Source organism: Celeribacter naphthalenivorans, from assembly GCF_020524585.1.
GTDB classification, from domain to species: Bacteria; Pseudomonadota; Alphaproteobacteria; order Rhodobacterales; family Rhodobacteraceae; genus Celeribacter; species Celeribacter naphthalenivorans.
On sequence record NZ_JAIVLK010000005.1, the window covers coordinates 245180 to 266794 of the forward strand.

Sequence of the window (21615 nt, forward strand, 5' to 3'; positions counted from 1 at the left end):
CTAGGGAAGTTGAGAATTTTCGTCAGACAAAGCTCCCGCCCGTGACCGATCCGCGCCTGGAAATCCGCAACATTCGCCGCCGTTTTCAGGGCCGCGATGTGGTGTCCGATGTTTCGCTCACGGTGATGCCGGGGCAGGTGACCTGTCTTTTGGGGCCGTCGGGCTGTGGCAAATCCACGACTTTGCGCATCATCGCGGGCGTCGATATGCAGGACGAAGGCGAGATTTATGTCGATGGGCAGCTGGTCTGTGACACCGTGTTTCGGGTTCCGCCGGAACAGCGCTCCATCGGTTTGATGTTCCAAGATTTTGCACTTTTCCCACATTTGAGCGTCTCGGAGAACGTGAGCTTTGGCTTAAAGGGGCACAAATCCGACAAACGCGCGCGTGTCGAGGAATTGCTGGAAAAGGTCGGGCTTTTGTCCGCCATCAACAAATTCCCGCATGAGCTGTCAGGCGGTGAGCAACAGCGGATCGCGCTCGCCCGCGCCTTGGCGCCGCGCCCGTCGATTATGTTGATGGACGAGCCCTTTTCCGGCCTCGACGAACGCCTCAAAGACGACATCCGCGACAGCACTTTGGACGTGTTGAAATCCGAAAACACCGCCGTTTTGCTGGTCACACACGAGCCGCATGAAGCCATGCGTATGGCCGATGAGATCGCTCTGATGCGCGACGGAAAAATCGTTCAGCAAGGCGCGCCCTACAATATCTACAACGCCCCCGTGGACCGCAAAGCGGCGGCATTTTTCAGCGATATCAATGTGATCCGGGGCAGGGTTCAGAACCTTGCCGTGACCACCGCCTTCGGCGAATTCCTCTGTCCGGGGCAGCCCGATGGTGCGGAGGTCGAGATCGTCATCCGCCCGCAACACTTGCGCATCGACTTCGACCGCGAGGGTCGTGGCCCCAATCCGACGCCGCAATTTGGCACACCCGCGCGCGCGGTGGTGCAGCGGGCGCGGTTCATGGGGCGCGAGAGCCTTGTGGAGTTTAAAATGGAGTTCGACGGATCGGTTTTGAAAGCCACGGTGCCCTCCGTGTTCCTGCCGAAAACCGGCACGGCAATGTGGCTGATGATGCGCCGGGATCGGTGTTTCGTGTTTCCATCCAAAGGCGCTTAAGTCTTTCCCTCAAAAGGTTTATTGGCTTTTTGATAGACGATGAACTCGGCCAATGTCTTGCCCGGTTCGTCTTTGAAACGCGCGCCTGTGTCGATCACGGTCTCGATCCGGTCGACCCGAAAGGTGCGAAAGCCCGCGCGCTTTTCGCACCAGGCACTCATGGTCCAGACCCGTCCCCAATAGTCCAGCTGTAAAGGTCGTACGAGCCGGGTCGAGCTGTCGCCCGTGAGCGAAAGATAGGTGATGCGGAGCACTTTGCGTTCGCGCACCGCCTGGCGCAACAGCGGCATGTGACGAAAGCCCGCGCGGGCGTCCGCGAAGGCAAAGGGATGCACCGCATGGCCCCAACCGGCGGCGGGCGGGCCGGTGTTTTCCGGCAGAACCGCGTCAATCTTCGTGGCCAAACTTTGCGCGTTTTCAGACAGTTCCGGGTCCGTCGCCTCGCCCAGAATGGCCACAGCGAGATGCAGCGCCTCCAATTCGCCCATGGTCAGGTTCATCGGCGGCAAGGTGATCGGCGCGGTGATCATATAGCCGACGCCACGTTCGCCCTCGACCGGCACACCGGAGGCCTTGAGCGTCGCCATATCGCGCCAAATCGTGCGCTCGGAGATCTCGACACGCTCGGCCAGTTCGCGCGCCTTGTGCAGCTTGCCGTCACGCAAAATCTGGATGAGATCGAACAGGCGGTCGCTGCGCCGGATGCCGGTTTGTTTGCGACCGCCTGCCATGACTTACGCCGCCATCTGCGCCACGCTGCGATGGAGCGCGACTTTTGCATGGGCCATTTTCACGCTCTCGCGGGTGACCAGAGCCATGAAAGCCTGCGCCTCAGGCGCGGCCATAAAGCCTGCATCGGCGGATTTGGCGGCGGCCTCATTGGCCCAGACGTAATCCTCGCGCCAAAGGCCGGTCTCATCGCAGGACAGCGTGCGCGCGCAGAGCCCCTCGCAGCGGTCGAGGTAGCCTTCAAGGCCACGGGCCACGGTCATGAACTCTGCGTCACTCACGCCATTGTTCAGGCGAAAGGTAACAGTTTCAAGGATTTGAATGTCAGTCATCGTTTCTCTCCGATTCGGTTTCGATGATCTGAGAATGGGGCTGTACAACTGACATAAACCTGTCAGTTGAAGATTTCCAGCCCACCAACTCGCGCCAATGTTGTGCAACGGGGCCGCAAGCGCGATTTTGCGCTTTTCCTCCCCGAAGCTCCGTCCTAATCCTAGTTCCCGAGAGTTGTGACGGGCCCGATGCGTCCGTGAAAAATGGAGAGACACATGCTCAACAACATCGGCCTTCCGGGCCTTCTGCTCATCGCCGTCGTGGTTCTGGTTCTCTTTGGCCGCGGCAAAATCTCCGGCCTCATGGGCGAGGTCGGCAAAGGCATCACGTCCTTCAAAAAAGGCGTGGCCGAGGGCACCAAAGAGATCGAAGACGAAGCCGCTCAAGTCGCCAAGGACGTCACGCCTGAGGACGAAAAAGACAAGGTCTGAGGCCTGTTTTTCTCTTTTGGGTTGGGGCGTTGGCCCCTAAGACGTGGCATTTAGACAAGGCGGTGCGAGATGTTTGACATCGGCATGTCAGAACTATTGATCATCGGGGTCGTGGCGTTGATCGTCGTCGGTCCCAAAGATTTGCCGGGCATGTTCCGCACGCTCGGGCGGTTTACGGCGCGGGCGAAATCCATGGCGCGCGAGTTCTCCCGCGCGATGGAAGCGGCGGCGGACGAGAGCGGCATGAAAGAGGCGTCCGAGGCGCTTAAAGGGGCCGCGAATCCGAAGAAATTCGGCCTCGATAAGCTCAACGAAGCGGCAGACACCTTTGAAAAATGGGATCCGATGAAGGCCGCTGACGGCAAGGCAGCCCCGAAAACCAGCACGTTGCAAAAAGACGAGCTGAGCCCGGAACGCGCCGAGGCGGCCAAGAAAATTTCTGATGCGGCGGCGCAAAAGGCGACCGAGCGGCTTCAGGCCGAATTGGACGCGGAAGCGGGCGATAAGAAGGACGGCGACGCATGAGCGACAGCGATATCGAAGACAGCAGCGCGCCCTTGATCGAACATCTGGCGGAGCTGCGCACGCGGATCATTCGTGCCGTGCTGGCCTTTGTCGTCGGCATGGTGATCTGTTTCGCCGTGGCCAGCCCGATCCTCGATTTCCTTCTGGTGCCAATCGAAAAGTCGATGCGCGCCTTGGGCAATCCGAACCCGGTGATGCAATACACCGCGCCGCAGGAATATTTCTTTACGTTGATCCGCATTTCTATGGTCGGCGGTCTGGCGATCTCCTTTCCGGTCATTGCCTATCAGCTGTGGCGCTTTGTGGCGCCGGGGCTCTATCGCAATGAAAAGAATGCGTTTTTGCCCTTCCTGATCGCCTCTCCGGTGCTCTTCCTGATGGGCGCGGCTTTTGCGCAATATGTGGTTGTGCCTCTGGCGATGACCTTTTTCCTTGGTTTCGCCGACCTGCCGTCTTTCGTCGGCGCCTTGGTGACCAATGGGGGGGATGTGGCGGCGGCTTCGACCGACACGGGCATCGACATCGTGTTCAACGGCAAGGTCAACGAAAGCCTTGATATCACGTTGAAAATGATCGTGGCCTTCGGGCTGTGTTTCCAGCTTCCGGTGCTTTTGACCTTGATGGGCAAGGCCGGTCTTGCGACGGCGCGGGGCCTGCGGGCGACGCGGAAATACGCTGTCGTGGGCATTCTGACCGTCGCCGCTCTGGTGACGCCGCCGGATGTGACGACGCAGCTGATCCTCTTCGTTGTGGTTTACGGCCTCTACGAAGTCTCGATCTTCCTCGTGGCGCGCGTGGAAAAGAAACGCACCGAAGAGCTGCGCGCCGCTGGCGTGTTGGACGAAGACGAAGACCTGTTTGCCGAGTTTGACGAAGATGACAAGTAAGACCCTGAAACGCATTGCCGCGGCCCTCGAACGGATGGCCCCGGCGCCGATGGATGCGCCCGATTTCGACAGCGCCGAGGCCTATGTCTGGCACACCGAACCGGATGCGCTGCAACCGGTCAAAACGGTGTCGCGGGTCGATATTTCACTGCTCGTCGGCGTGGATCGCTCTCGGGACACGCTTCTGGAAAACACCCTGCAATTTGCGCGTGGCCTTCCGGCCAACAACGCGCTGTTGTGGGGGGCGCGCGGGATGGGGAAATCCTCTCTGGTCAAGTCCGTCCATGCGGCGGTGAATGCCCAAGGCCTGCCGCTCAAGATCGTCGAGATGCAGCGCGAAGACCTGCCCACCGTGGCCCGTCTTTTGAACCTCTTGCGCGGCTCCGAGCATCGCTTTCTCTTGTTCTGCGACGACCTGTCGTTCAGCCATGACGACCAGCATTACAAGTCGCTCAAAGCTGTGCTGGACGGTGGTATCGAAGGACGTCCGGACAATGTGCTGTTCTATGCCACCTCCAATCGCCGCCACCTGATGCCGCGCGACATGATCGAAAACGAGCGCAGCTCCGCGATCAACCCGTCGGAGGCGACCGAGGAAAAGGTCTCGCTGTCGGATCGCTTCGGGCTTTGGCTTGGCTTCCACCCCTGTTCTCAGGACGAATATCTCGAGATGATCCGGGGCTATTGCAGGGAATATGGTGTCGAGATCGATGAGGAAAAGCTCCGCGCCGAGGCCATCGAATGGCAGGCGACGCGCGGCTCGCGCTCGGGCCGTGTGGCGTGGCAGTTCTTCACCGATCTGGCGGGGCGCAAGGGCGTCAAACTGGGCTGAACCGACGGCTCTAAATAGCGAAAACGGGAAGGCAAAACCTCCCCGTTTCCTTTGCTGTCTAAATACTCAAAAAGTCCGTCAGTTCAGGTAAGGCGTCGGGTCGACCGTCTGGGTGCCTTTGAACACCATGAACTGCAAGGCGTTGAATTCGTTGGCCGTCACCTTGGCAATCGTCTGGCCGCGTTTCACGCTATCGCCTTTCTTCACCGCGATGTCGTCGATGAAGCTATAGGCCGTTTGCAAGCCGCCACCGTGATCCACGACCATGATTTTCACGCCGTCTGCGTTGGTGGAAATCAGCTTCACTGTGCCGTCTTTCGCGGCTTTCACCGGCGTGCCGGAGGTGGCGGCGAAGAGGATGAATTTGGATTTCGTCTTGTCGTAATCGCGGATGATCGCGCCCGAGACGGGCTTGGCCATTTCCGAGGTGGTCGAAGTTTGCGTCGCGCCGAGATCCGCCGCCGGTTTGGTCGTCGCGGGGGCGGGTTTCGCGGCATCCGGGTCGGGCAGGGGCTCGGAGGCCGAAGGCGGTGTGGGCGTCGGTGTGCCTTGGCCCGGCTGCGTCTCGGACGCTTGCGCGGTCACTTCGGAGGCTTTCACCGGGATCAGCAGGTAGCGGCCTTCCTCGACGGAGAGATCGGAATCGAGACCGTTCCAATCCGCCAGCGCACGCACGGAGATGCCGTAGGTGCGGGCGATGGAATAGGCGGTTTCGCCGCGTTTCACCTGGTGCCGCACCGGTTCCATGCCCTCAATCGGGTCGGAGGGGTTGGCCTGCGTCATCGTGGTGGTGGTCGTCGTAGTCGTCTGGCCGCTTCCGGCGTTGCTCAGCCCTTCTTCGGCCAGCGCAGTGATGTCGATCCGCTCGCCCGAGGCGATGGTGCCTGCGCGGGTGGCCGCAGAGGTGCCGTCAACGCGGCGCGGAAGTGCGATCACTTCGCCTTCGCGCAGGGTGACGTCATCGGTGATGCCATTGTAGCGCGCCAACTCGTTCACAGACAGGCCGGTGCGGTTCGCGACATCGGCGATGCTGTCACCCCGTTTGGCGACAGCGACCTGATAATTCGGATAAGAGATGATGCCCTGCGCGTTGGGCGTCGGTTTCGAGATGGTCTTGGCTTCCGAGGCGGCGGGCGCTGTGGAAAACGCATCCGTCATGCCCCGCAGATCGAAATCGATCGGCTTGTCACAGGCGCTCAGCGCCAGAACGGCACAGCCCATCATCGCAAATCCGGCACGGCGGGTCTCAAACGTCGAAAAAATCGTCATCTCACTCTGTCCTCAATGGCGGGGGCATCGGTTCTCCGATCCCCGGTGCGCCTCTCTTTGCTGGAGGCCTGTATATGTCACTCCTGACCCATCCCCTCGACGAGGGGCACGAAACGCACGGCGCGCAGTTCTTCGTAATCGAAACCATCCTCGAGCCGCGTCACCTTGATCAGGCTTTGCACGGCGTCGGACTGACCGACCGGCAGGACCATGATACCGCCTGTTTTCAACTGCGCCAAGAGGGGCCCGGGAGGGTCCTCTGCGGCAGCAGTCACAAGAATGCGATCAAAAGGCGCCTGATCGGGCAGGCCGAATGAGCCGTCCGCCGACATCGAGGTGATGTTGACGATGCCCAGACGGTTAAAGATGTTCTGCGCCTCGCGCACCAGACGGGCATAGCGATCCACCGTGTAGACCCGGCGGGCAAGCTGGCTCAGAACGGCGGCCTGATAGCCCGATCCTGTGCCGACCTCGAGCACCTTGTCGCGTGGCTGCACGTTCAAAGCCTGGGTCATCAGCCCCACCACGGAGGGTTGCGAAATGGTCTGGCCGCAGGCGATGGGCAGCGGCATGTCCTCATAAGCGCGTTCCGCAAAGAGGCCTTTGACGAAATCGCCCCGGTCGATCTTTTCCATGGCCTGAAGCGTGCGCTGATCCATCACGCCCTTGGAGCGGAGCGTGAAGAGATATTGCATTTTGGCTTCAGGGGTCATGACCATCAGAGGGCGCGCTCCAGATCCGCAATCATGTCATGCGCGGTCAGATCGGCGCGCATCGGCGTCACCGAGATATGGCCTTCGAGATTGGCGGTCACATCGGTGCCCTGGCCTGTATCCACAGATTGCTCGGAGCCGCGCACCCACAAAAAACGCCGCCCGGTGGGGGAAACCTGGCCCTCCATCACGAAGCCTGCGGTTTTGCGGCGGCCCTGGCGGGCGACCGTGATGTCTTTCACGTCAGAGGCCGGGATCGGCGGGAAATTCACGTTATAAAACAGGCGGTAAACGTCGTCTTCTCCCCAAGGTGCATTGTCCAGAAGATGCCGGATCACGCGGGCGCCGTGTTGGGCCGCGGCCTCGAACGGGTCTTCGGCCTCATAGTTGCGCGGGCCGAGGAACTGCGACAGGGCGATAGCTTTCACACCTTGCAACGCAGCCTCCATGGCGCCGCCGATTGTGCCGGAATACATGACGTTTTCGCCCGCGTTGTTGCCACGATTGACGCCGGAGAGCACCAGATCGGGACGCGCGGGCAGGATGTCGTGCAGCCCCGCCAGAACGCAATCCGCAGGCGAGCCCTCGGCGGCCCAGCGGCGCGGGCCCAGTTCGGAAATCATCGTGGGGCTGGCGTAGGAAATGCAATGACCGACGCCGGATTGCTCAAACGCCGGCGCGACCACCCAGACCTCGCCCTCGGGGCCGGAGATCTCTGCCGCGATGGCCTCTAAGGTTTTCAGACCCGGCGCGTTGATGCCGTCGTCATTGGTGATCAGGATGCGCATGGGCTCGCTTTCTCTTGTGTTGCCTATGTCCTTAAAGCAGGCTGGGAATCGCGGCAAGTCGCCCGCCCGATCTGAGAGGAAAAACCTATGGGAAAACCTGTTTTGGACGCTGTTGCGGTCACCGCGACCGATATGGAGCGGGCGATGGCGTTCTATACGCTCTTGGGGTTCGATTTCGAGGGCGGCTTTGTCACAGAGGATCACGTCGAGCCGGTGCGGGCGCCGGGAGAGCCGCGTTTGATGATCGATCATGCCAGTCTGATGGAAAAACTGACGGGCGAAGCGCCGCGCGCGCCGAACCATTCCTGCTTTGCGCTATTGTGCGACAATCCGGCGGAGGTGGATGCTCTGGCGGCCCAGATCAAAGAGGCGGGGTTTGCGGTGCTGACCCAGCCTTGGGATGCGTTTTGGGGGCAACGATATGCGACTGTGGCCGACCCGGATGGCTACCGCGTGGATTTGTTTGCGCCTCTGTGAGGGAAGGCTTGGGGTCCAGAGGGGACAGCCCGCGCATGCTTCAACAGGCGAAAATTTCTGGGTCGAACTCCATGGTTGCACCTGAGAACCGCATTTTGGCGCATTCAGCATGAGATGCGATGGTTTGGGATGCGTCGGAATTACACATCAGATTTTCCAGTGTAATTTTAACTGCATGGACATCGCTTAATTGAATAGTCTCGCCGCAAAACCAACAAGTATTTTCCAATATTTGATTACCTCTCAACACCTAAGTTCGAAATGATATCCACTTCGAGGTCGGATACAATCGTCCGCCACTATCTGAGGGCTTTAGAGTAGCCCCGCCTCTTTCAACAGCCGTGGGGCCTCGTCGCGCGGGTGGGTGAGTGTCGCTCTGTCCTCGCCCGGAAAGAACCGTGCGCGGGTGGCGGTGGGCATGGGGTTGGGCGACAGGATGTGGACGCGGGGGGCCTTGTCCATGGCCGCCGTCTCGGCCTGCCAGCTTTTCGCCATGGCGATCTGCGCGGCTTTCGAGGCACCGTAGGCGCCAAAGAATTTTTCGCCCGCGTGGTTGTCCTCGAAAAACAGCGCGTCACCCGGCGTATCGCCCATCGTCAACAGAGGCGAGATCATCGGGATCAGCTTGCCGGTCGCGATGACATTGGTGTTCATCGTGCGGTCGAAATCTTTCGGATCCATGTGATCGGCAGGGGACAAAAGTTGTGCATAAACAGCGGTATGCGCCCAGAGGTCCAAGTGACCCCAACGGTCGTAAATGCCGCGACAGAGATGCGCCATGGCGTCCGGGTTGGTGACATCCATCGGCGCCAAAGTGGCCTGACCGCCCTTGGCCTTGATCAGGTCATCGAGCTCTTCGAGCGCGCCGGTCGTCTTGGCGACGGCGACGATGTGATAGTCGGGGGCCAGAGCCTCGGCGAGGAAAAAGCCAAGGCCGCGCGAGGCGCCGGTGATGAGGGCGATTTTTGGGATCTCTGTCATGGGATTTGTGTGGCGCTTGCCAGAAGCCGCGTCAAGAGGATTTGAGCGCAGTGCGCGCGAGTGTCCCGGTGGCCTCGTAGAGATCAATGAGCTGATCGAGGGAAATGTCTTTCGCATCGGCGCTGATTGCCGCGGGCCGTGCCGTGCCATCGCCGAAATCGAGCGTCACCTGACTGCCCTGAGCTGCCAGCGGCGACAGGTCGTTGGCCAGTGTCGCGGGCGTCGTCTCGGGCACAGCGCCGCCGTCCAGAAGCTCGAGATAGGCATAGAACACCGCATGCGGCACCTCGGCCCAAAGCGCCACCATCAATGCCTCCTCGGAGCCGCGCACGGGCAGGGAGAGCGTCGCCCGCAGGAACCGCCGATCCCCGAGCCGGCACAGCTCAGAGGCCAGTTGATCGTCGCCCGCTTTGACAAAGGGGGCCTCTGCGCGCGCCTCATGCGGCCAGTCGGAGGGGTGATCGAAACCGATGTCGATCAGCCCGCCAAACGGTCCATCAGGGTCCATGAGCGCGCGCCAACGCGGGTCGAGATCGAGAAGGGAGGCCAAAGGTTCAGCTCGCCAGCGAGGTGGTGGCTTTCTCGACGCCCTTGTCCTTCATCTTTTCGCTCACGCGCGAAGAGGACTCCAGAGAGGCGAGGTATTCCTTTGAGACGCCCGTCACGTATTCGCCGTTGAAACAAGAGCAATCAAAGGCCTCAATGTCGGGGTTGCCCTCTTTGGCGGCCCAGATCAGGTCTTCGAGCTTTTGATAGATCAGCCCGTCCGCGTCGAGATACTCGCAAATCTGCTCAACGCTGCGGTTGTTGGCGATCAGCTCGTGTTTCGTCGGCATGTCGATGCCGTAGACATTGGCGTATTTCACCGGCGGGGAGGCGGAGGCGATGTAGACTTTCTTGGCGCCGGCTTCGCGACACATCTGGACGATTTTCTTGATCGTATTGCCGCGCACGATGCTGTCGTCGACCAAGAGGATGTTGCGCCCCTTCATCTCCAATTCCATGGCGTTCAACTTGCGGCGCACGGATTTCTGACGTTCGCTTTGTCCCGGCATGATGAAGGTCCGGCCCACATAGCGGTTTTTCACCAGACCCTCACGGTAGCGGATGCCGGTGATGTTGGAGACCTCAAGCGCGGCAGGGCGCGCGCTGTCCGGCACCGGGATGATCGCGTCGATCTCGAACCCGCTCTCCATGATCTGTTGCGCCAGCGTCTGGCCCATGCGGAGCTGGGTTTTATAGACGGAGATGCCGTCGAGCATGCTGTCGGGACGGGCGAGATAGACATATTCAAAGATACAGGGCGTCAGCTTGCCCTCGACACATTGACGCGTGTGCATGTTGCCGTCGAGGTCGATCAGGATCGCTTCGCCCGGGGCCATGTCGCGAATTTTCTCAAAGCCGTTGATGCCAAAAGCCACGTCCTCAGACGCAAAGGAATATTCGTCACCCGCATCGGTTTCACGTTTCGCAACGGAAAGCGGACGGATGCCATGCGGGTCGCGGAAGGCCAAAAGGCCGACGCCTGCGATCAGGCAGATCACGGAATAGGCGCCCTGCACCCGCTCCATGGTCATTTTGACACCGGCCAGAATGTTGCGCACCGGATCGTCGGTGCCGTTCACCTTGATGGCGTCGGAAACCTTGTCGGCCAGCACGTTCAACAGGATTTCACTGTCCGACGTGGTGCGCAGATGGCGGGAATATTTGCCGACCACCTTGGCGCGCTGCTCTTCGGTGTTGGTGATATTGCCGTTGTGCACGAGGTAGATGCCGTAAGGCGCGTTGACGAAGAACGGTTGGGCCTCGGCAGCGGAAAGCGAGCCCGCGGTGGGATAGCGCACATGGCCAAGCCCGAGGCGGCCCAGAAGGTTCGGCGCATCCTGCGGGCCGAACACGTCTTTCACGAGGCCGGAGCCTTTGCGTTCGCGAAAGAACTCGCCGTCATAGGTCACGATGCCCGAGGCGTCCTGGCCCCGATGCTGAAGCATCAAAAGCCCGTCGTAGAGCTCCGCAAAGACATCGTTCGTCCGGCTCGCGATCCCAAAAATCCCGCACATATCAGTCGCTCCAATTCGTCGTCGCTGCGATCTCTGCCGTCATGGTCAGAGAGGCCAATGGGGCAGGGCCCCGGTCATGGTGAGTTGAGAAGGTCTCAGTTGAGAGGGTGCACCTGTTCCGACGCAATCCAATACGCCAAGCTCAAAGGTATAGGTCTGGGGCGAAAGGCGCATCCAGCCGGGCTCCGAATCCTGTCACGGGTGTCTTGCCCCTCCTTTAAGGCCTATCAAAGCCAGTGTCACGAAAGGATCACATAAAGCGTTTCTTAAAAATTGCAGGGGCGTGTTGATCGTGGAGGCACAAAGAAAAAGGCGACCCGAAAGGCCGCCTTTGCAGATTTTGTGTCGCCGCGTTTACTGCGTGCAGGTGGAAACCAGTGCCTCGTAACGCTGCGTGATCCAATCCGGCGCATCGTCCGGCAGGCTCTCGTCGATCTTGTCTTGGGAACGGGCAAAGACCTTGGCCGTGCGGGAGTTTTCCAAGACCTCGATCGGATCACCGGTCGACACACGGTCCACCACGACCAGAGCGATGGCGACCAGAACGATGCCTCTGAGCACTCCGAACAGGAACCCAAGCCCCTGATCGATGCCACCAAGGGCAGAGCGTTGCACGGCGGAAGAAAACAGCGGCGTGAAGACCGATACAACGATCAGCGCCAGCGCGAAAACCGCGAAGAAGCCGGTGATCACCGACAATTCGCAAGAGCCGGTGATGTAATCGCCTAAGTACGGCACTTCTTTCACCAGCGGCACGGCTTTGGGCGCAAACATATAGCCCAGAATCGCCGCCACGATCCAACCGGCAATCGCCATGCCTTCGCGGACAAAACCGCGGCTATAGGCGAGAATGGCCGACACGATGATGACCAGCGCCACGATGCCGTCGATGATAGTAAAGCCTTCCATGGCACGTCCTTCGTCAAAACTCACTCGCCCTCCCGTCAGGAAAGGCTCGCCGGTGAAGAACCAAGTTTTGAGAATTTGTTCAACCTTTTTCCCACCTTTTTCGCCGGGTTGCGGTAAAAAAGCTGGCATGTGGGGAGGTGGCGCCCGTTTGATCCGCTTCAGAGTGTGGTTTTACCCGGCGTTTTATCCGGCGCCTCACCCGGCACCAAAGACCTCGCCGACAAAGCCCACGAGATCGCTCATCAACCGCATTTCCATGCCGCTTTTCTCGCCCGCTTTCGATTGCGCAGGTGCGATGGCGGAGGCAAAGCCAAGCTTCTTGGCCTCTTTCAACCGGTTCTCGGTCTGGCCCACCGGGCGGAGGCTCCCGGACAGCGACAACTCGCCGAAAACGACGCAATCCTTTGGCAAAGCCGCATCCTCACGCGCGGACAAAAGGGCTGCGGCCACGGCAAGATCGGCGGCGGGCTCCGACACCTTCATGCCGCCCGCCACGTTGAGATAGACATCCAGCCCCGCGAAGGGGATGCCACAGCGCGCTTCCAACACGGCGAGGATCATCGCCAGGCGCGATCCGTCCCAGCCCACCACCGTGCGCCGCGCCTGCGCGTGGGGTGAGGGGGCGACAAGCGCCTGAAATTCCACCAAAACCGGCCTTGTGCCCTCGATGCCCGCAAAGACCACCGAGCCGGGCGCCGGTTGATCGCGTTCGGACAGAAACAGCGCCGAAGGATTCGTCACCTCGGACAACCCGTCGCCGGTCATCTCGAACACACCGATCTCATGCGCCGGACCGAAACGGTTCTTCACCGCGCGCAAAAGCCGGAACTGATGCCCGCGCTCGCCTTCGAAATACAAAACCGTGTCGACCATGTGCTCGACCACGCGCGGCCCGGCGAGCTGGCCCTCTTTGGTGACATGGCCCACAAGCACGACGGAGACGCCCCGTGTCTTCGCGAATGTGGTCAATTCATGCGCCGCCGCGCGCACCTGCGACACCGATCCCGGCGCGCTTTCGACGTTGTCGGCCCACATGGTCTGGATCGAGTCGATGATCACCAGATCCGGCTCTTCCTTCTCCAAGGTCGTCAAAATATCGCGCAGATTGGTTTCGGCACCCAGTTGCACATTGGCCTCGGCCAGCCCCAGCCGCTGCGCCCGCATCCGCACCTGCGCGCTGGCTTCCTCGCCGGAAATATAGATGACCTTAAGACCTGCGCCCGCAAACCGTGCCGCCGCCTGCAACAAAAGCGTCGATTTGCCGATCCCCGGATCGCCGCCGACCAAAATGGCCGAGGCAGGCACAAGGCCGCCGCCCAGCACCCGGTCGAATTCCTCAAGACCCGAAGAGGTGCGCGGCGGCGGGCTTTCCTTGGTCGAAAGCTTCGAGAGCGGAATTTCCTTGCCCCGCATCCCGCCCAGCGTCTTTTTTGCAGGCCCCGCAGCAGAAAGCGGCTGTTCCTCGACAATCGTGTTCCACTCTCCACAGCCATCACAGCGCCCCGACCATTTGGTCGTCACCGCCCCGCAATTGGAGCACACGAAATTCTTCTGCGCCTTGGCCATTCTGCTGCCTCTAAGTTGTTCTTGCTTCGTTCTAGTCTGCCGCGCGGGGTCTCCGCAAGCACTCAGATCTTCTTCTTGGCCAAAATACTCAAGCCCAAGCTCACAAGCACGCAAAACGTAAACAGATAAAGCCCCCAGCCCACCTCAAGCCGTCCAACCCCGATGCCCTTCGCGACCGTGATATAGATCGCGATCAGGAACACATCGGTCATCGCCAACCGCCCAAGGTGATAGAGCCAAGGTTTCACGCGTTCTGGCAGGCGGCCAGACAGCAGGCCCTCCATCGCCAAAACTTTCCCAATTGGTGCCAAAATCGCGAAAAATACCACGATAAGGGCCAAAAACTTGTCCTTTTCCCACAATGCCCCGATGCCGGAGAGAACCGAGATTTCCGACAGGGAAAACAGCGGCAAAAGCCCCGCTTTCATCAACGGTGCAGCCCAGGCGATGGGGAAGAGGATCACGAGCGACAGGTTGAGAAGGCGCAGCTTGCTCATCGCAGCGTTTCAATCGGCCCCTCTGCGGAGCCGGTGATGAACTGTTTGAGATAGGGATCGTCCGCGCTGTCCATCTCGGCGACGGGCCCGAACCAGCGGATTTTGCCCCGGTGCAGCATCGCGACCTTGTCGGCAATCGCGCGCACGGAGGTCATGTCATGGGTGATCGTCACGGCGGTTGCGCCCATTTCGACGACGATCTCGCGGATCAATTCGTTGATCACACCCGCCATGATCGGGTCGAGGCCCGTTGTCGGTTCGTCAAAGAAGATGATCTCAGGATCGGCGGCGATGGCACGCGCCAGCCCCACACGTTTCTGCATCCCGCCCGACAGTTCGGCGGGGAAAAGATCGGCCACATCTGGGCCAAGCCCCACGCGGCGTAGCTTTTCGATGGCGATCTCGCGGGCCTCAGATTTCGGACGCTTGAGCGAGCCGCGTAAGAGGCGAAAGGCGACGTTCTGCCAGACCGGAAGACTGTCGAACAACGCAGCCCCTTGGAACAACATGCCGAACCGGGCCAAAAAAGCATCGCGGTCGCCGGTGGCGGTGATGTCTTCGCCGCCCACTTTGATCGTGCCTTGATCCGGCGAGATCAGCCCGAGGATACATTTCAGCGTCACCGATTTTCCGGTGCCCGAGCCGCCGATGATGACACAGCTTTCGCCACGCGCGACATTCAGGTCAACACCGCGCAAAATCTCTTTGGAGCCAAAGGCTTTATGGACATTCTCTAAGCTGATCATGTGCTGAAAAACGCCTGCGTCAAAAGGAAGTTGGCCGCGAGGATCAGGACGGCTGCGGCCACCACGGAGGATTTCGTCGCCCGCCCCACGCCTTGTGCGCCTCGGCCCGAGTTCATGCCGAAATAGCACCCCATCAGGGTCGCGATCACGCCAAAGGCTGCGCCCTTGACGAGCGAGGAGATGATGTCGGAGGCCTCAAGAAAATCTATGGTGTTCTTGAGGTAGGTCGCCGGATTGAACCCCAGCGATTGCGTCGAGACGAACCAGCCGCCGAAGACGCCGATGGTGTCGCCCACGGCCACGAGCAAAGGCACGGTGACCAGACCGGCAAAGACGCGCGGCGCGGTGAGATATTTCATCGGATCGGTCGAGAGCGTGACCAATGCGTCGATCTGTTCGGTGACCTTCATCGTGGCGATCTCGGCGGCAATCGACGAGGTCACGCGCGCAGCCATCATCAGGCCGACCATGACGGGACCAAGCTCGCGGACAACACCCAAGGCGACGATCTGCGGCACGACCTGTTCGGCGGAGAAGCGCGAACCACCTGCATAGATTTGCAACGCCAGAGCCCCGCCGGTGAAAATCGCGGTCAGCCCCACGACGGGCAGCGACAGATAGCCCACAGTCATCAAAGCATGCAGGAATTCGCGGCCGTAGAACGGCGGCGTGATGATGTGGCGAAAGGCCGAAAGCGCAAACATGGCCACCCGCCCGACGCTGGCCAATGCGGCCAGCACCATAGCCCCGAGCGCGGCCAGAGGGCGGGTCACAAGCGCGGTCATCCGATGTAGCGGCGCTGATACCGCGCGCCCAGAGAGGTCAGGATTTCATAGCCGATGGTCTGTCCGATGGTGGCCAGATCGTCCGGCGTCTGATGCGCGCACAACAGATCGAGCGCGCGCGGTACATGATCGAGATGGGTGATGTCCACGGTGATCAGGTCCATCGACACACGGCCCACGAGCGGGCAGGGGATCGATCCGTCAAACAGAACCGCCTTGTTGGAAATCAACCGGGTGATGCCGTCGGCATAGCCCGCCGAGACGGTGGCGATGCGCGAGGGCACGTCTGCGGTCCAGCTGTTCGAATAGCCGACCGTTTCACCGGGCATGACGTCACGGGTCTGGATCACCGGGCATTCAAGTTTCACGACCGGTTTGCCGTCCTCATAGGGAAAGCCGCCATAAAGCCCGATGCCGGGGCGCACGAGGTCGAAATGATAGTCAGGCCCCAACAACAACCCGCCGGTCGCGGAGAGCGCACGGGGCACCTTGACCCCGTCGGTCATCTCGCGAAATGCCGCCAATTGCTGGGCATTCATCGGATGATCTGGTTCGTCGGAGCAGGCCAGATGGCTCATGATCAGATCGGGATTTGCCTTGAGGACCAATGCTTTGACCGCATCCCATTCGGCGGATTCAAGACCAAGCCGGTTCATGCCTGTGTCGAGCTGAATGCCGAAAGGCGCGCCGGGCAGGGCCTCGAAATGGCGGGTGATCTGGTCGAGCGAGTTGAGCATCGGCACCAGACTCATGTCGCCGATCATGTCGGTGTCGCCCGCCATATGGCCGGAGAAAACGCCGATCCACGGCGTTGGTCCTACGGCCTGACGCAGAGTCACGCCTTCTTCAGCGGCGGCCACGAAAAACTTTTTCACGCCGGCTTTCATCAAGGCCCGCGCGGCCTTCGCGACACCCAATCCATAGGCGTCGGCCTTCACGACGGCGGCGGTTTCCACCGCGTCGGAGGAGAGCTTGTCGAGGGCGCGCCAATTGTCGGCCAGAGCCCCGAGATCGATTTGTAGAACTGAAGTACCCATGTCGATGTATTTGACGGCGTGCGCCGAGAGTCGCAAGGCGAAAGGACGCGAGCCTAACCTTTTACACGTTGAATTTATTCGTAATCGTAGTTGTTGTAGCGGTCGGCGGCGAGGTTGCCAAAGCGGGTGAACTCCGCCTCGAAACTCAATTCGACCGTGCCGATCGGACCGTGACGCTGCTTGCCGAGGATGACCTCGGCCTTGGCGTGCAGGCGCTCCATATCGGCCATCCACTTTTCCATCGCCTCGAGGTTGTCGTCATCGGGCTTTTCGCGCTCTTTATAATATTCGCCACGGTAGACGAACATCACCACGTCGGCGTCCTGCTCGATGGAGCCGGATTCGCGCAAATCCGACAGCTGCGGGCGTTTGTCGTCGCGGGATTCCACCGTCCGCGAGAGCTGTGACAGCGCGATCACCGGGATGTTCAACTCTTTCGCGATGGCCTTGAGGCCCATGGAAATCTCGCCGATCTCCTGCACCCGGTTGCCCTCGGTCCGCGAGGTGCCGCGCACAAGTTGCAGATAGTCGACGATCAACAGATCAAGCCCATGGGTTCGCTGCAAACGGCGGGCGCGGGCCGCGAGCTGCGAGATCGGGATCGAAGGCGTGTCATCAATATAAAGCGGGCAGCTTTCCAGCGTCTTGGCGGCATCGACGAAGCGGCGGAATTCCTCCTCGGTCATGTCACCTTGGCGGATCTTGTGCGAGGAAATCTCGGAGGCCTCGGCGAGAATACGCGCCGCCAACTGTTCGGCGCTCATCTCGAGCGAGTAGAAGCCCACAACGCCGCCCTCGACGGCGCCTTGGCGACCGTCGGGCAGTTGCCCCTTTTTGTAGGACTTGGCGATGTTGAAGGCGATGTTGGTCGCCAGCGAGGTTTTCCCCATCGAGGGACGCCCCGCAAGAATGATCAAGTCGGAAGGGTGAAGGCCCCCCATTTTCTTATCGAGATCAACGAGTTTCGTCGCGACCCCGGCCATGCCGCCGCCGCGCTCATAGGCGGCGTTGGCGTTCAAAACGGCCTGGGTGACAGCGGAGAGGAAGGAGGTAAATCCGGTCTCGCCCTTGCCCTGTTCGGCGAGGCCGTAGAGCTTTTGTTCGGCGGCGACGATCTGTTCACTCGGGTCGCGTGTGTCAGAACCTGAAGAGGCCGCGCCCGCGATTTCATTGCCGAGCTCAATGAGCTGACGGCGCAGGAACAGATCGTAGATCAGCTGGGCATAGTCGCGCACCGCATAGGTCGAGATAGCCGAAGCGGCGAGACGTGCGAGATAGGCTGTGCCGCCCAGCTCCTGAAGGCCGACGTGGTCCTCCATATAGGCCTTGAGCGTCACCGGCGAGGCGAGCATGTTTTTCGAAATGCGCTCGGAGGCTTTATCGAAAATATCTTTGTGGACCGGGTCGTAGAAATGATCCGGCGCGATGATCGACACGATCTTGTCGAAAACATCGTTGTTGGTCAGAAGCGCACCCAGAAGCTGTTGTTCCGCCTCGATATTATGTGGTGCGGCACCCGCGTAAGAGGTGATCAAAGAGGCGCCATTGCCGCCAGTCTCCGTGCCCGATGCGGCCTCGGCATCGGCGGATTTCTCACCGCGATGGCTGTCGAGTTTGGCGATTTCACTCATTTTGTTCTGCCCTCTTTTATGACCCGCGAGTCGCGTGTTGCTCTCGGATTTGAGTGTCTTAGACCACTCGGGCGGGGCATCGCAAAGTGTATATTTTGTGGATAACTCCGCGGGTCGGGCTAAGCCTGCGGGATGCAAAGAAAAACGCCGCCCTCTCGAGCGGCGTTCAAATTTTGGGCATGAGGTCTAGGGCTCTTCGAGCTCAGTCTTTCTTGTGCTTTTCCTGCCAGGCGCGCGGTGCGCCGAGGAAATGTTCGACCTCGGCCAGCGTGCCGGCGTCGAAGATTTTCTGTTTCTTCGCCTCGGCCAGAACGTCCCACCAGGTGCACAGGCTGATGAGGTTCACCCCATGATCGCCCAGTGTCTTTTCCGTCTCCGGGAAGATGCCGTAGTAGAAAATCACAGCGGTCCAGCCACAGCTCGCGCCGGTTTCACGGATCGCATCGACGAAGGACAGTTTCGAGCCGCCGTCGGTGGTCAGATCCTCGACCAAAAGCACGCGCTCGCCCTCAGACATTGCGCCTTCGATCCGGGCGTTGCGGCCGTAGCCTTTCGGTTTTTTGCGCACGTAAGACATCGGCAGGCCAAGACGTTCGGCCACCATGGCGGCGAACGGAATGCCAGCGGTTTCGCCCCCGGCGATGTTGTCAAAGGCCTCGAAACCGGCCTGACGCATGATCTGCACCGCCATGAAATCCATCAGCGTCGAGCGGATGCGCGGGTAGGAGATCAGTTTGCGGCAGTCGATATAGGTGGGCGAGGGCAGGCCGGAGGCGAGGATATAGGGGTCCTCGGGGCGGAAATTCACCGCGCCGATTTCCAACAGCATGCGCGCCGTCAGCCGGGCGATTTCGGTCTCATCGGGGAAGGACGAAGGGATCATGGTCAGTCTCTCTTTAGGCCTCTACGCTCCAGTGGAGCGGCATTTGCGGGTCGAACACCGTCACCGGCCCGTTGGGGGTGTCGATTTTCGTGGGATATTGCACCGGCGTGCCTTTGCGCAGGGTGATCGTCGCCTCATTGAGCGGCAGCCCGTAGAAATTCGGCCCGTTCATCGAGGTGAAGGCCTCAAGCTTGTCCAGCGCGCCCTCGGCCTCAAACACTTCGGCGAGGATCGACATGGTGTTGGTCGCGGTGAAACAACCGGCACAGCCGCAGGCGCTCTCTTTGTCGCCATCGAGATGCGGCGCGCTGTCGGTGCCCAGGAAATAGCTCGGATCACCCGAGGTCGCGGCCTCGACCAGCGCCAGACGATGGGTCTCGCGTTTCGCCACCGGCAGGCAGTAGTAATGCGGCTTGATCCCGCCCACGAGGATGTGGTTGCGGTTGATCACCAGATGGTGCGTCGTGATCGTCGCGCCAAGGTTTGCGCCGCCTTCGCGGGCATAGTCCGCGCCCTCTTTCGTGGTGATATGCTCCATCACCACCTTGAGGCCGGGGGTCGAGGTGCGGATCGGGTCCAGCACCGTGTCGATGAAGACTTTCTCGCGGTCGAAAATATCCACGTCGCCATGCACCACCTCGCCGTGAACGCAAAGCGGCAGGCCGATCTCCGCCATTTTTTCCAACACAGGCCGCACCTTATCGAAATGCGTGACGCCAGAGGCGGAGTTGGTCGTGGCGCCTGCCGGATAAAGCTTCACCGCTTTCACCAGACCCGAGGCATGCGCCAAAGCCACGTCGTCGGGGTCGGTTTGTTCGGTGAGATAGAGCGTCATCAGCGGGTCGAACTGGCCCTTGCGCGGGTTCGCCTTGAGGATGCGTTCGCGGTAGGCGCTTGCATCATCCATGGTGACCACCGGCGGCACGAGGTTCGGCATCACGATGGCGCGGGCGAAATGGCGCGTGGTTTCGGGCAGGACGGCCTCCAGCATCGCGCCATCGCGCAGATGCAGGTGCCAGTCGTCGGGGCGGCGGATGGTGAGAGTCTCGGTCATGCGCTTGGATTACCTCTTTCCGAAGAAAAGCGCCAGAGAGAGCGATGGTCTGGCATGCGCTTATTTTTTGAGCGTTTGGTTGGTTTTTGGGAGCTTTCATTTGTGAAGCGCCGGTTGTGGGATTGAAGCTGGTCGCCGGGTGCCGCTAGTCTCGGCACGACTTGGAGGACCCGAATGCTGGACACGCGGCGCACAGATGAGACTTTGCAGGCGGCGGCGACGCCCGTCGCGACGCAGGTCGAGCACCCTGTGATGCAGCGGGTTCGGGGCCGTGCCCATGTGGTGATGGGGCCGAAAGGTCTGCGCGATCTGCACCAATCCGGCTCCGCGAAAGCGATGATGCCAAAGGTGCATTCCGCTGTGCCCGAAGTGGTTTTTCTCAATACATCCGGGGGGTTGACCGCTGGAGACCGGTTGGACTACCGGCTTGAGGTTCAATGTGGCGGGCGCCTCATCGGCACCACGCAAACCGCCGAACGGGCTTATGCTTCGGTTGAGGGCGGCGCCGATGCGGAGGTGTCCGTGTCCTTGATTGCGGGGGCAGGGGCGTCTTTGGAGTGGTTGCCGCAGGAAACCATTCTGTTCGAAAAATCCCGCCTGTCGCGCCGGACATCTGCCGAGATCGCGGGCGACGCGCGGTTTCTTTTTGTCGAGAGCCTCGTGTTGGGCCGCGCTGCCATGGGCGAGGTGATTGAGACGCTGCATCTGACGGATCGTCGCGACATTCGTCGCGCCGGGCGGCTGGAATTTCTTGAGCCCTTGGAAATCGACGCGGGGCTTTTGGCGACCCGCGACCATGCCGCCACGCTTGGCGGCGCGCGCGCCATTGCCACCATCGGGCTCTTTGCCCAAGGTGCGGAGGCGCAGGCCGAGCTGATCAAACAGATCACCCAAGACGGCGTCACGGCAGGGGTCTCCGGCTGGAACGGCAAGCTGGTGATCCGGGCGATGGCCGGGGATGGCTATCCATTGCGCCGCTATGTGGCGCAGGTTTTGAAGACGATCAGACAGGCGGATGTGCCGCGAGTCTGGCAAATGTGAATGAGGGACGACGATGAACCTGACGCCCAGGGAAAAAGACAAGCTTTTGGTCTCGCTCGCCGCCATGGTGGCGCGGGGCCGGTTGGAGCGGGGTGTGAAACTGAACCACCCGGAGGCGATCGCGCTGATCACCGATTTCGTGGTCGAGGGCGCGCGTGACGGCAAAATGGTGTCCGAATTGATGCAAACGGCGGCGCATGTGGTGACGAAAGACATGTGCATGGAGGGGATCGCGGAGATGATCCACGAGGTGCAGGTCGAGGCGACGTTCCCCGATGGCACCAAGCTTGTCACCGTTCACCATCCCATTCGCTAAG

General features: G+C 60.6%; 24 protein-coding genes and 1 pseudogene. 8 read left to right on the forward strand and 17 right to left on the reverse strand.

From position 1 onward, the window contains the following. The first annotated feature begins 41 nt into the window (after positions 1-41). The gene (locus LC094_RS12700; RefSeq protein WP_226553165.1) at positions 42-1124 is read left to right on the forward strand and encodes an ABC transporter ATP-binding protein; all 1083 of its coding nucleotides are present in this window, start codon (positions 42-44) and stop codon (positions 1122-1124) included. Here the strand turns inward: LC094_RS12700 and LC094_RS12705 are convergent. Further along, positions 1121-1855 (reverse strand): helix-turn-helix transcriptional regulator, encoded by a 735-nt coding sequence (locus tag LC094_RS12705; protein ID WP_226553166.1) that lies wholly within the window; start codon positions 1853-1855, stop codon positions 1121-1123. The two genes, LC094_RS12700 and LC094_RS12705, sit on opposite strands and share 4 nt — an antisense overlap. Before the next feature lie 3 nt (positions 1856-1858). Then, complete coding sequence (locus LC094_RS12710) at positions 1859-2185, reverse strand: hypothetical protein (RefSeq protein ID WP_226553167.1); 327 nt, start codon at positions 2183-2185, stop codon at positions 1859-1861. A 216-nt stretch (positions 2186-2401) separates the two neighbouring features. Here LC094_RS12710 and LC094_RS12715 point away from each other — a divergent pair, with 216 nt between their 5' ends. The 4 genes from LC094_RS12715 to LC094_RS12730 all read left to right on the forward strand — a co-directional run bounded on the left by LC094_RS12715 (position 2402) and on the right by LC094_RS12730 (position 4861). Further along, entirely contained in the window at positions 2402-2617 is a 216-nt protein-coding gene (locus LC094_RS12715) for a twin-arginine translocase TatA/TatE family subunit (protein ID WP_066704041.1), read from the forward strand. A gap of 69 nt (positions 2618-2686) precedes the next feature. Continuing rightward, positions 2687-3142 (forward strand): Sec-independent protein translocase protein TatB, encoded by a 456-nt coding sequence (gene tatB, locus LC094_RS12720; RefSeq protein ID WP_226553168.1) that lies wholly within the window; start codon positions 2687-2689, stop codon positions 3140-3142. Then, positions 3139-4029: a twin-arginine translocase subunit TatC gene (tatC, locus tag LC094_RS12725; RefSeq protein WP_226553169.1), complete on the forward strand. Its 891-nt coding sequence runs from the start codon at positions 3139-3141 to the stop codon at positions 4027-4029. Before tatB ends, tatC begins: the two co-directional genes overlap by 4 nt. Continuing rightward, positions 4019-4861 carry an ATP-binding protein gene (locus LC094_RS12730; protein ID WP_226553170.1) on the forward strand — a complete coding sequence of 281 codons (843 nt, stop codon included), beginning with the start codon at positions 4019-4021 and terminating at the stop codon, positions 4859-4861. Before tatC ends, LC094_RS12730 begins: the two co-directional genes overlap by 11 nt. Positions 4862-4939: 78 nt before the next feature. On the opposite strand, the gene LC094_RS12735 is transcribed toward LC094_RS12730, so the two are convergent. From LC094_RS12735 to surE, 3 genes and pseudogenes are all read right to left on the reverse strand, one after another. Beyond that, the gene (locus LC094_RS12735) at positions 4940-6130 is read right to left on the reverse strand and encodes a LysM peptidoglycan-binding domain-containing protein (RefSeq protein ID WP_226553171.1); all 1191 of its coding nucleotides are present in this window, start codon (positions 6128-6130) and stop codon (positions 4940-4942) included. Positions 6131-6207: 77 nt separating this feature from the next. After that, a pseudogene (locus LC094_RS12740) lies at positions 6208-6868 on the reverse strand (protein-L-isoaspartate(D-aspartate) O-methyltransferase). Further along, positions 6849-7631, reverse strand: coding sequence for a 5'/3'-nucleotidase SurE (surE, locus tag LC094_RS12745; RefSeq protein ID WP_226553173.1), 783 nt, complete (start codon positions 7629-7631; stop codon positions 6849-6851). Before surE ends, LC094_RS12740 begins: the two are co-directional and overlap by 20 nt. An 87-nt stretch (positions 7632-7718) precedes the next feature. On the opposite strand from surE, the gene LC094_RS12750 reads away from it, so the two are divergent. Beyond that, positions 7719-8108 (forward strand): VOC family protein, encoded by a 390-nt coding sequence (locus LC094_RS12750; RefSeq protein ID WP_226553174.1) that lies wholly within the window; start codon positions 7719-7721, stop codon positions 8106-8108. A gap of 312 nt (positions 8109-8420) precedes the next feature. On the opposite strand, the gene LC094_RS12755 is transcribed toward LC094_RS12750, so the two are convergent. From LC094_RS12755 to pyrC, 12 genes are all read right to left on the reverse strand, one after another. After that, on the reverse strand, positions 8421-9089 hold the full coding sequence (locus tag LC094_RS12755) for an SDR family NAD(P)-dependent oxidoreductase (RefSeq protein WP_226553175.1): 669 nt from the start codon (positions 9087-9089) through the stop codon (positions 8421-8423). A gap of 31 nt (positions 9090-9120) precedes the next feature. Next, positions 9121-9639 (reverse strand): DUF2199 domain-containing protein, encoded by a 519-nt coding sequence (locus LC094_RS12760; protein ID WP_226553176.1) that lies wholly within the window; start codon positions 9637-9639, stop codon positions 9121-9123. Positions 9640-9643: 4 nt separating this feature from the next. After that, on the reverse strand, positions 9644-11149 hold the full coding sequence (purF, locus tag LC094_RS12765; protein WP_226553177.1) for an amidophosphoribosyltransferase: 1506 nt from the start codon (positions 11147-11149) through the stop codon (positions 9644-9646). Positions 11150-11503: 354 nt separating this feature from the next. Then, positions 11504-12058, reverse strand: a complete 555-nt coding sequence (locus LC094_RS12770; protein WP_226553178.1) for a CvpA family protein — start codon at positions 12056-12058, stop codon at positions 11504-11506. Positions 12059-12253: 195 nt separating this feature from the next. Then, complete coding sequence (gene radA / locus LC094_RS12775; protein WP_219785162.1) at positions 12254-13624, reverse strand: DNA repair protein RadA; 1371 nt, start codon at positions 13622-13624, stop codon at positions 12254-12256. A gap of 62 nt (positions 13625-13686) precedes the next feature. Next, complete coding sequence (locus tag LC094_RS12780; RefSeq protein ID WP_226553179.1) at positions 13687-14121, reverse strand: paraquat-inducible protein A; 435 nt, start codon at positions 14119-14121, stop codon at positions 13687-13689. Further along, the gene (locus LC094_RS12785; RefSeq protein ID WP_226553180.1) at positions 14118-14867 is read right to left on the reverse strand and encodes an ABC transporter ATP-binding protein; all 750 of its coding nucleotides are present in this window, start codon (positions 14865-14867) and stop codon (positions 14118-14120) included. The genes LC094_RS12780 and LC094_RS12785 overlap by 4 nt, the downstream gene beginning before the upstream one ends. Beyond that, positions 14864-15652 (reverse strand): MlaE family ABC transporter permease, encoded by a 789-nt coding sequence (locus LC094_RS12790; protein ID WP_226553181.1) that lies wholly within the window; start codon positions 15650-15652, stop codon positions 14864-14866. The genes LC094_RS12785 and LC094_RS12790 overlap by 4 nt, the downstream gene beginning before the upstream one ends. Then, on the reverse strand, positions 15649-16689 hold the full coding sequence (gene alr, locus LC094_RS12795; protein ID WP_226553182.1) for an alanine racemase: 1041 nt from the start codon (positions 16687-16689) through the stop codon (positions 15649-15651). The genes LC094_RS12790 and alr overlap by 4 nt, the downstream gene beginning before the upstream one ends. Positions 16690-16763: 74 nt before the next feature. Continuing rightward, positions 16764-18320: a replicative DNA helicase gene (locus LC094_RS12800; protein ID WP_226553183.1), complete on the reverse strand. Its 1557-nt coding sequence runs from the start codon at positions 18318-18320 to the stop codon at positions 16764-16766. Between the two features lie 202 nt (positions 18321-18522). Then, positions 18523-19203: an orotate phosphoribosyltransferase gene (locus LC094_RS12805; RefSeq protein ID WP_226553184.1), complete on the reverse strand. Its 681-nt coding sequence runs from the start codon at positions 19201-19203 to the stop codon at positions 18523-18525. A gap of 13 nt (positions 19204-19216) precedes the next feature. Beyond that, complete coding sequence (gene pyrC, locus LC094_RS12810; RefSeq protein WP_226553185.1) at positions 19217-20257, reverse strand: dihydroorotase; 1041 nt, start codon at positions 20255-20257, stop codon at positions 19217-19219. A 174-nt stretch (positions 20258-20431) separates the two neighbouring features. On the opposite strand from pyrC, the gene LC094_RS12815 reads away from it, so the two are divergent. Both LC094_RS12815 and LC094_RS12820 read left to right on the forward strand, forming a co-directional pair. Then, positions 20432-21298, forward strand: coding sequence for an urease accessory protein UreD (locus LC094_RS12815; RefSeq protein ID WP_226553186.1), 867 nt, complete (start codon positions 20432-20434; stop codon positions 21296-21298). Positions 21299-21311: 13 nt separating this feature from the next. Continuing rightward, positions 21312-21614 (forward strand): urease subunit gamma, encoded by a 303-nt coding sequence (locus tag LC094_RS12820; RefSeq protein WP_226553187.1) that lies wholly within the window; start codon positions 21312-21314, stop codon positions 21612-21614. Position 21615 lies beyond the last annotated feature (1 nt).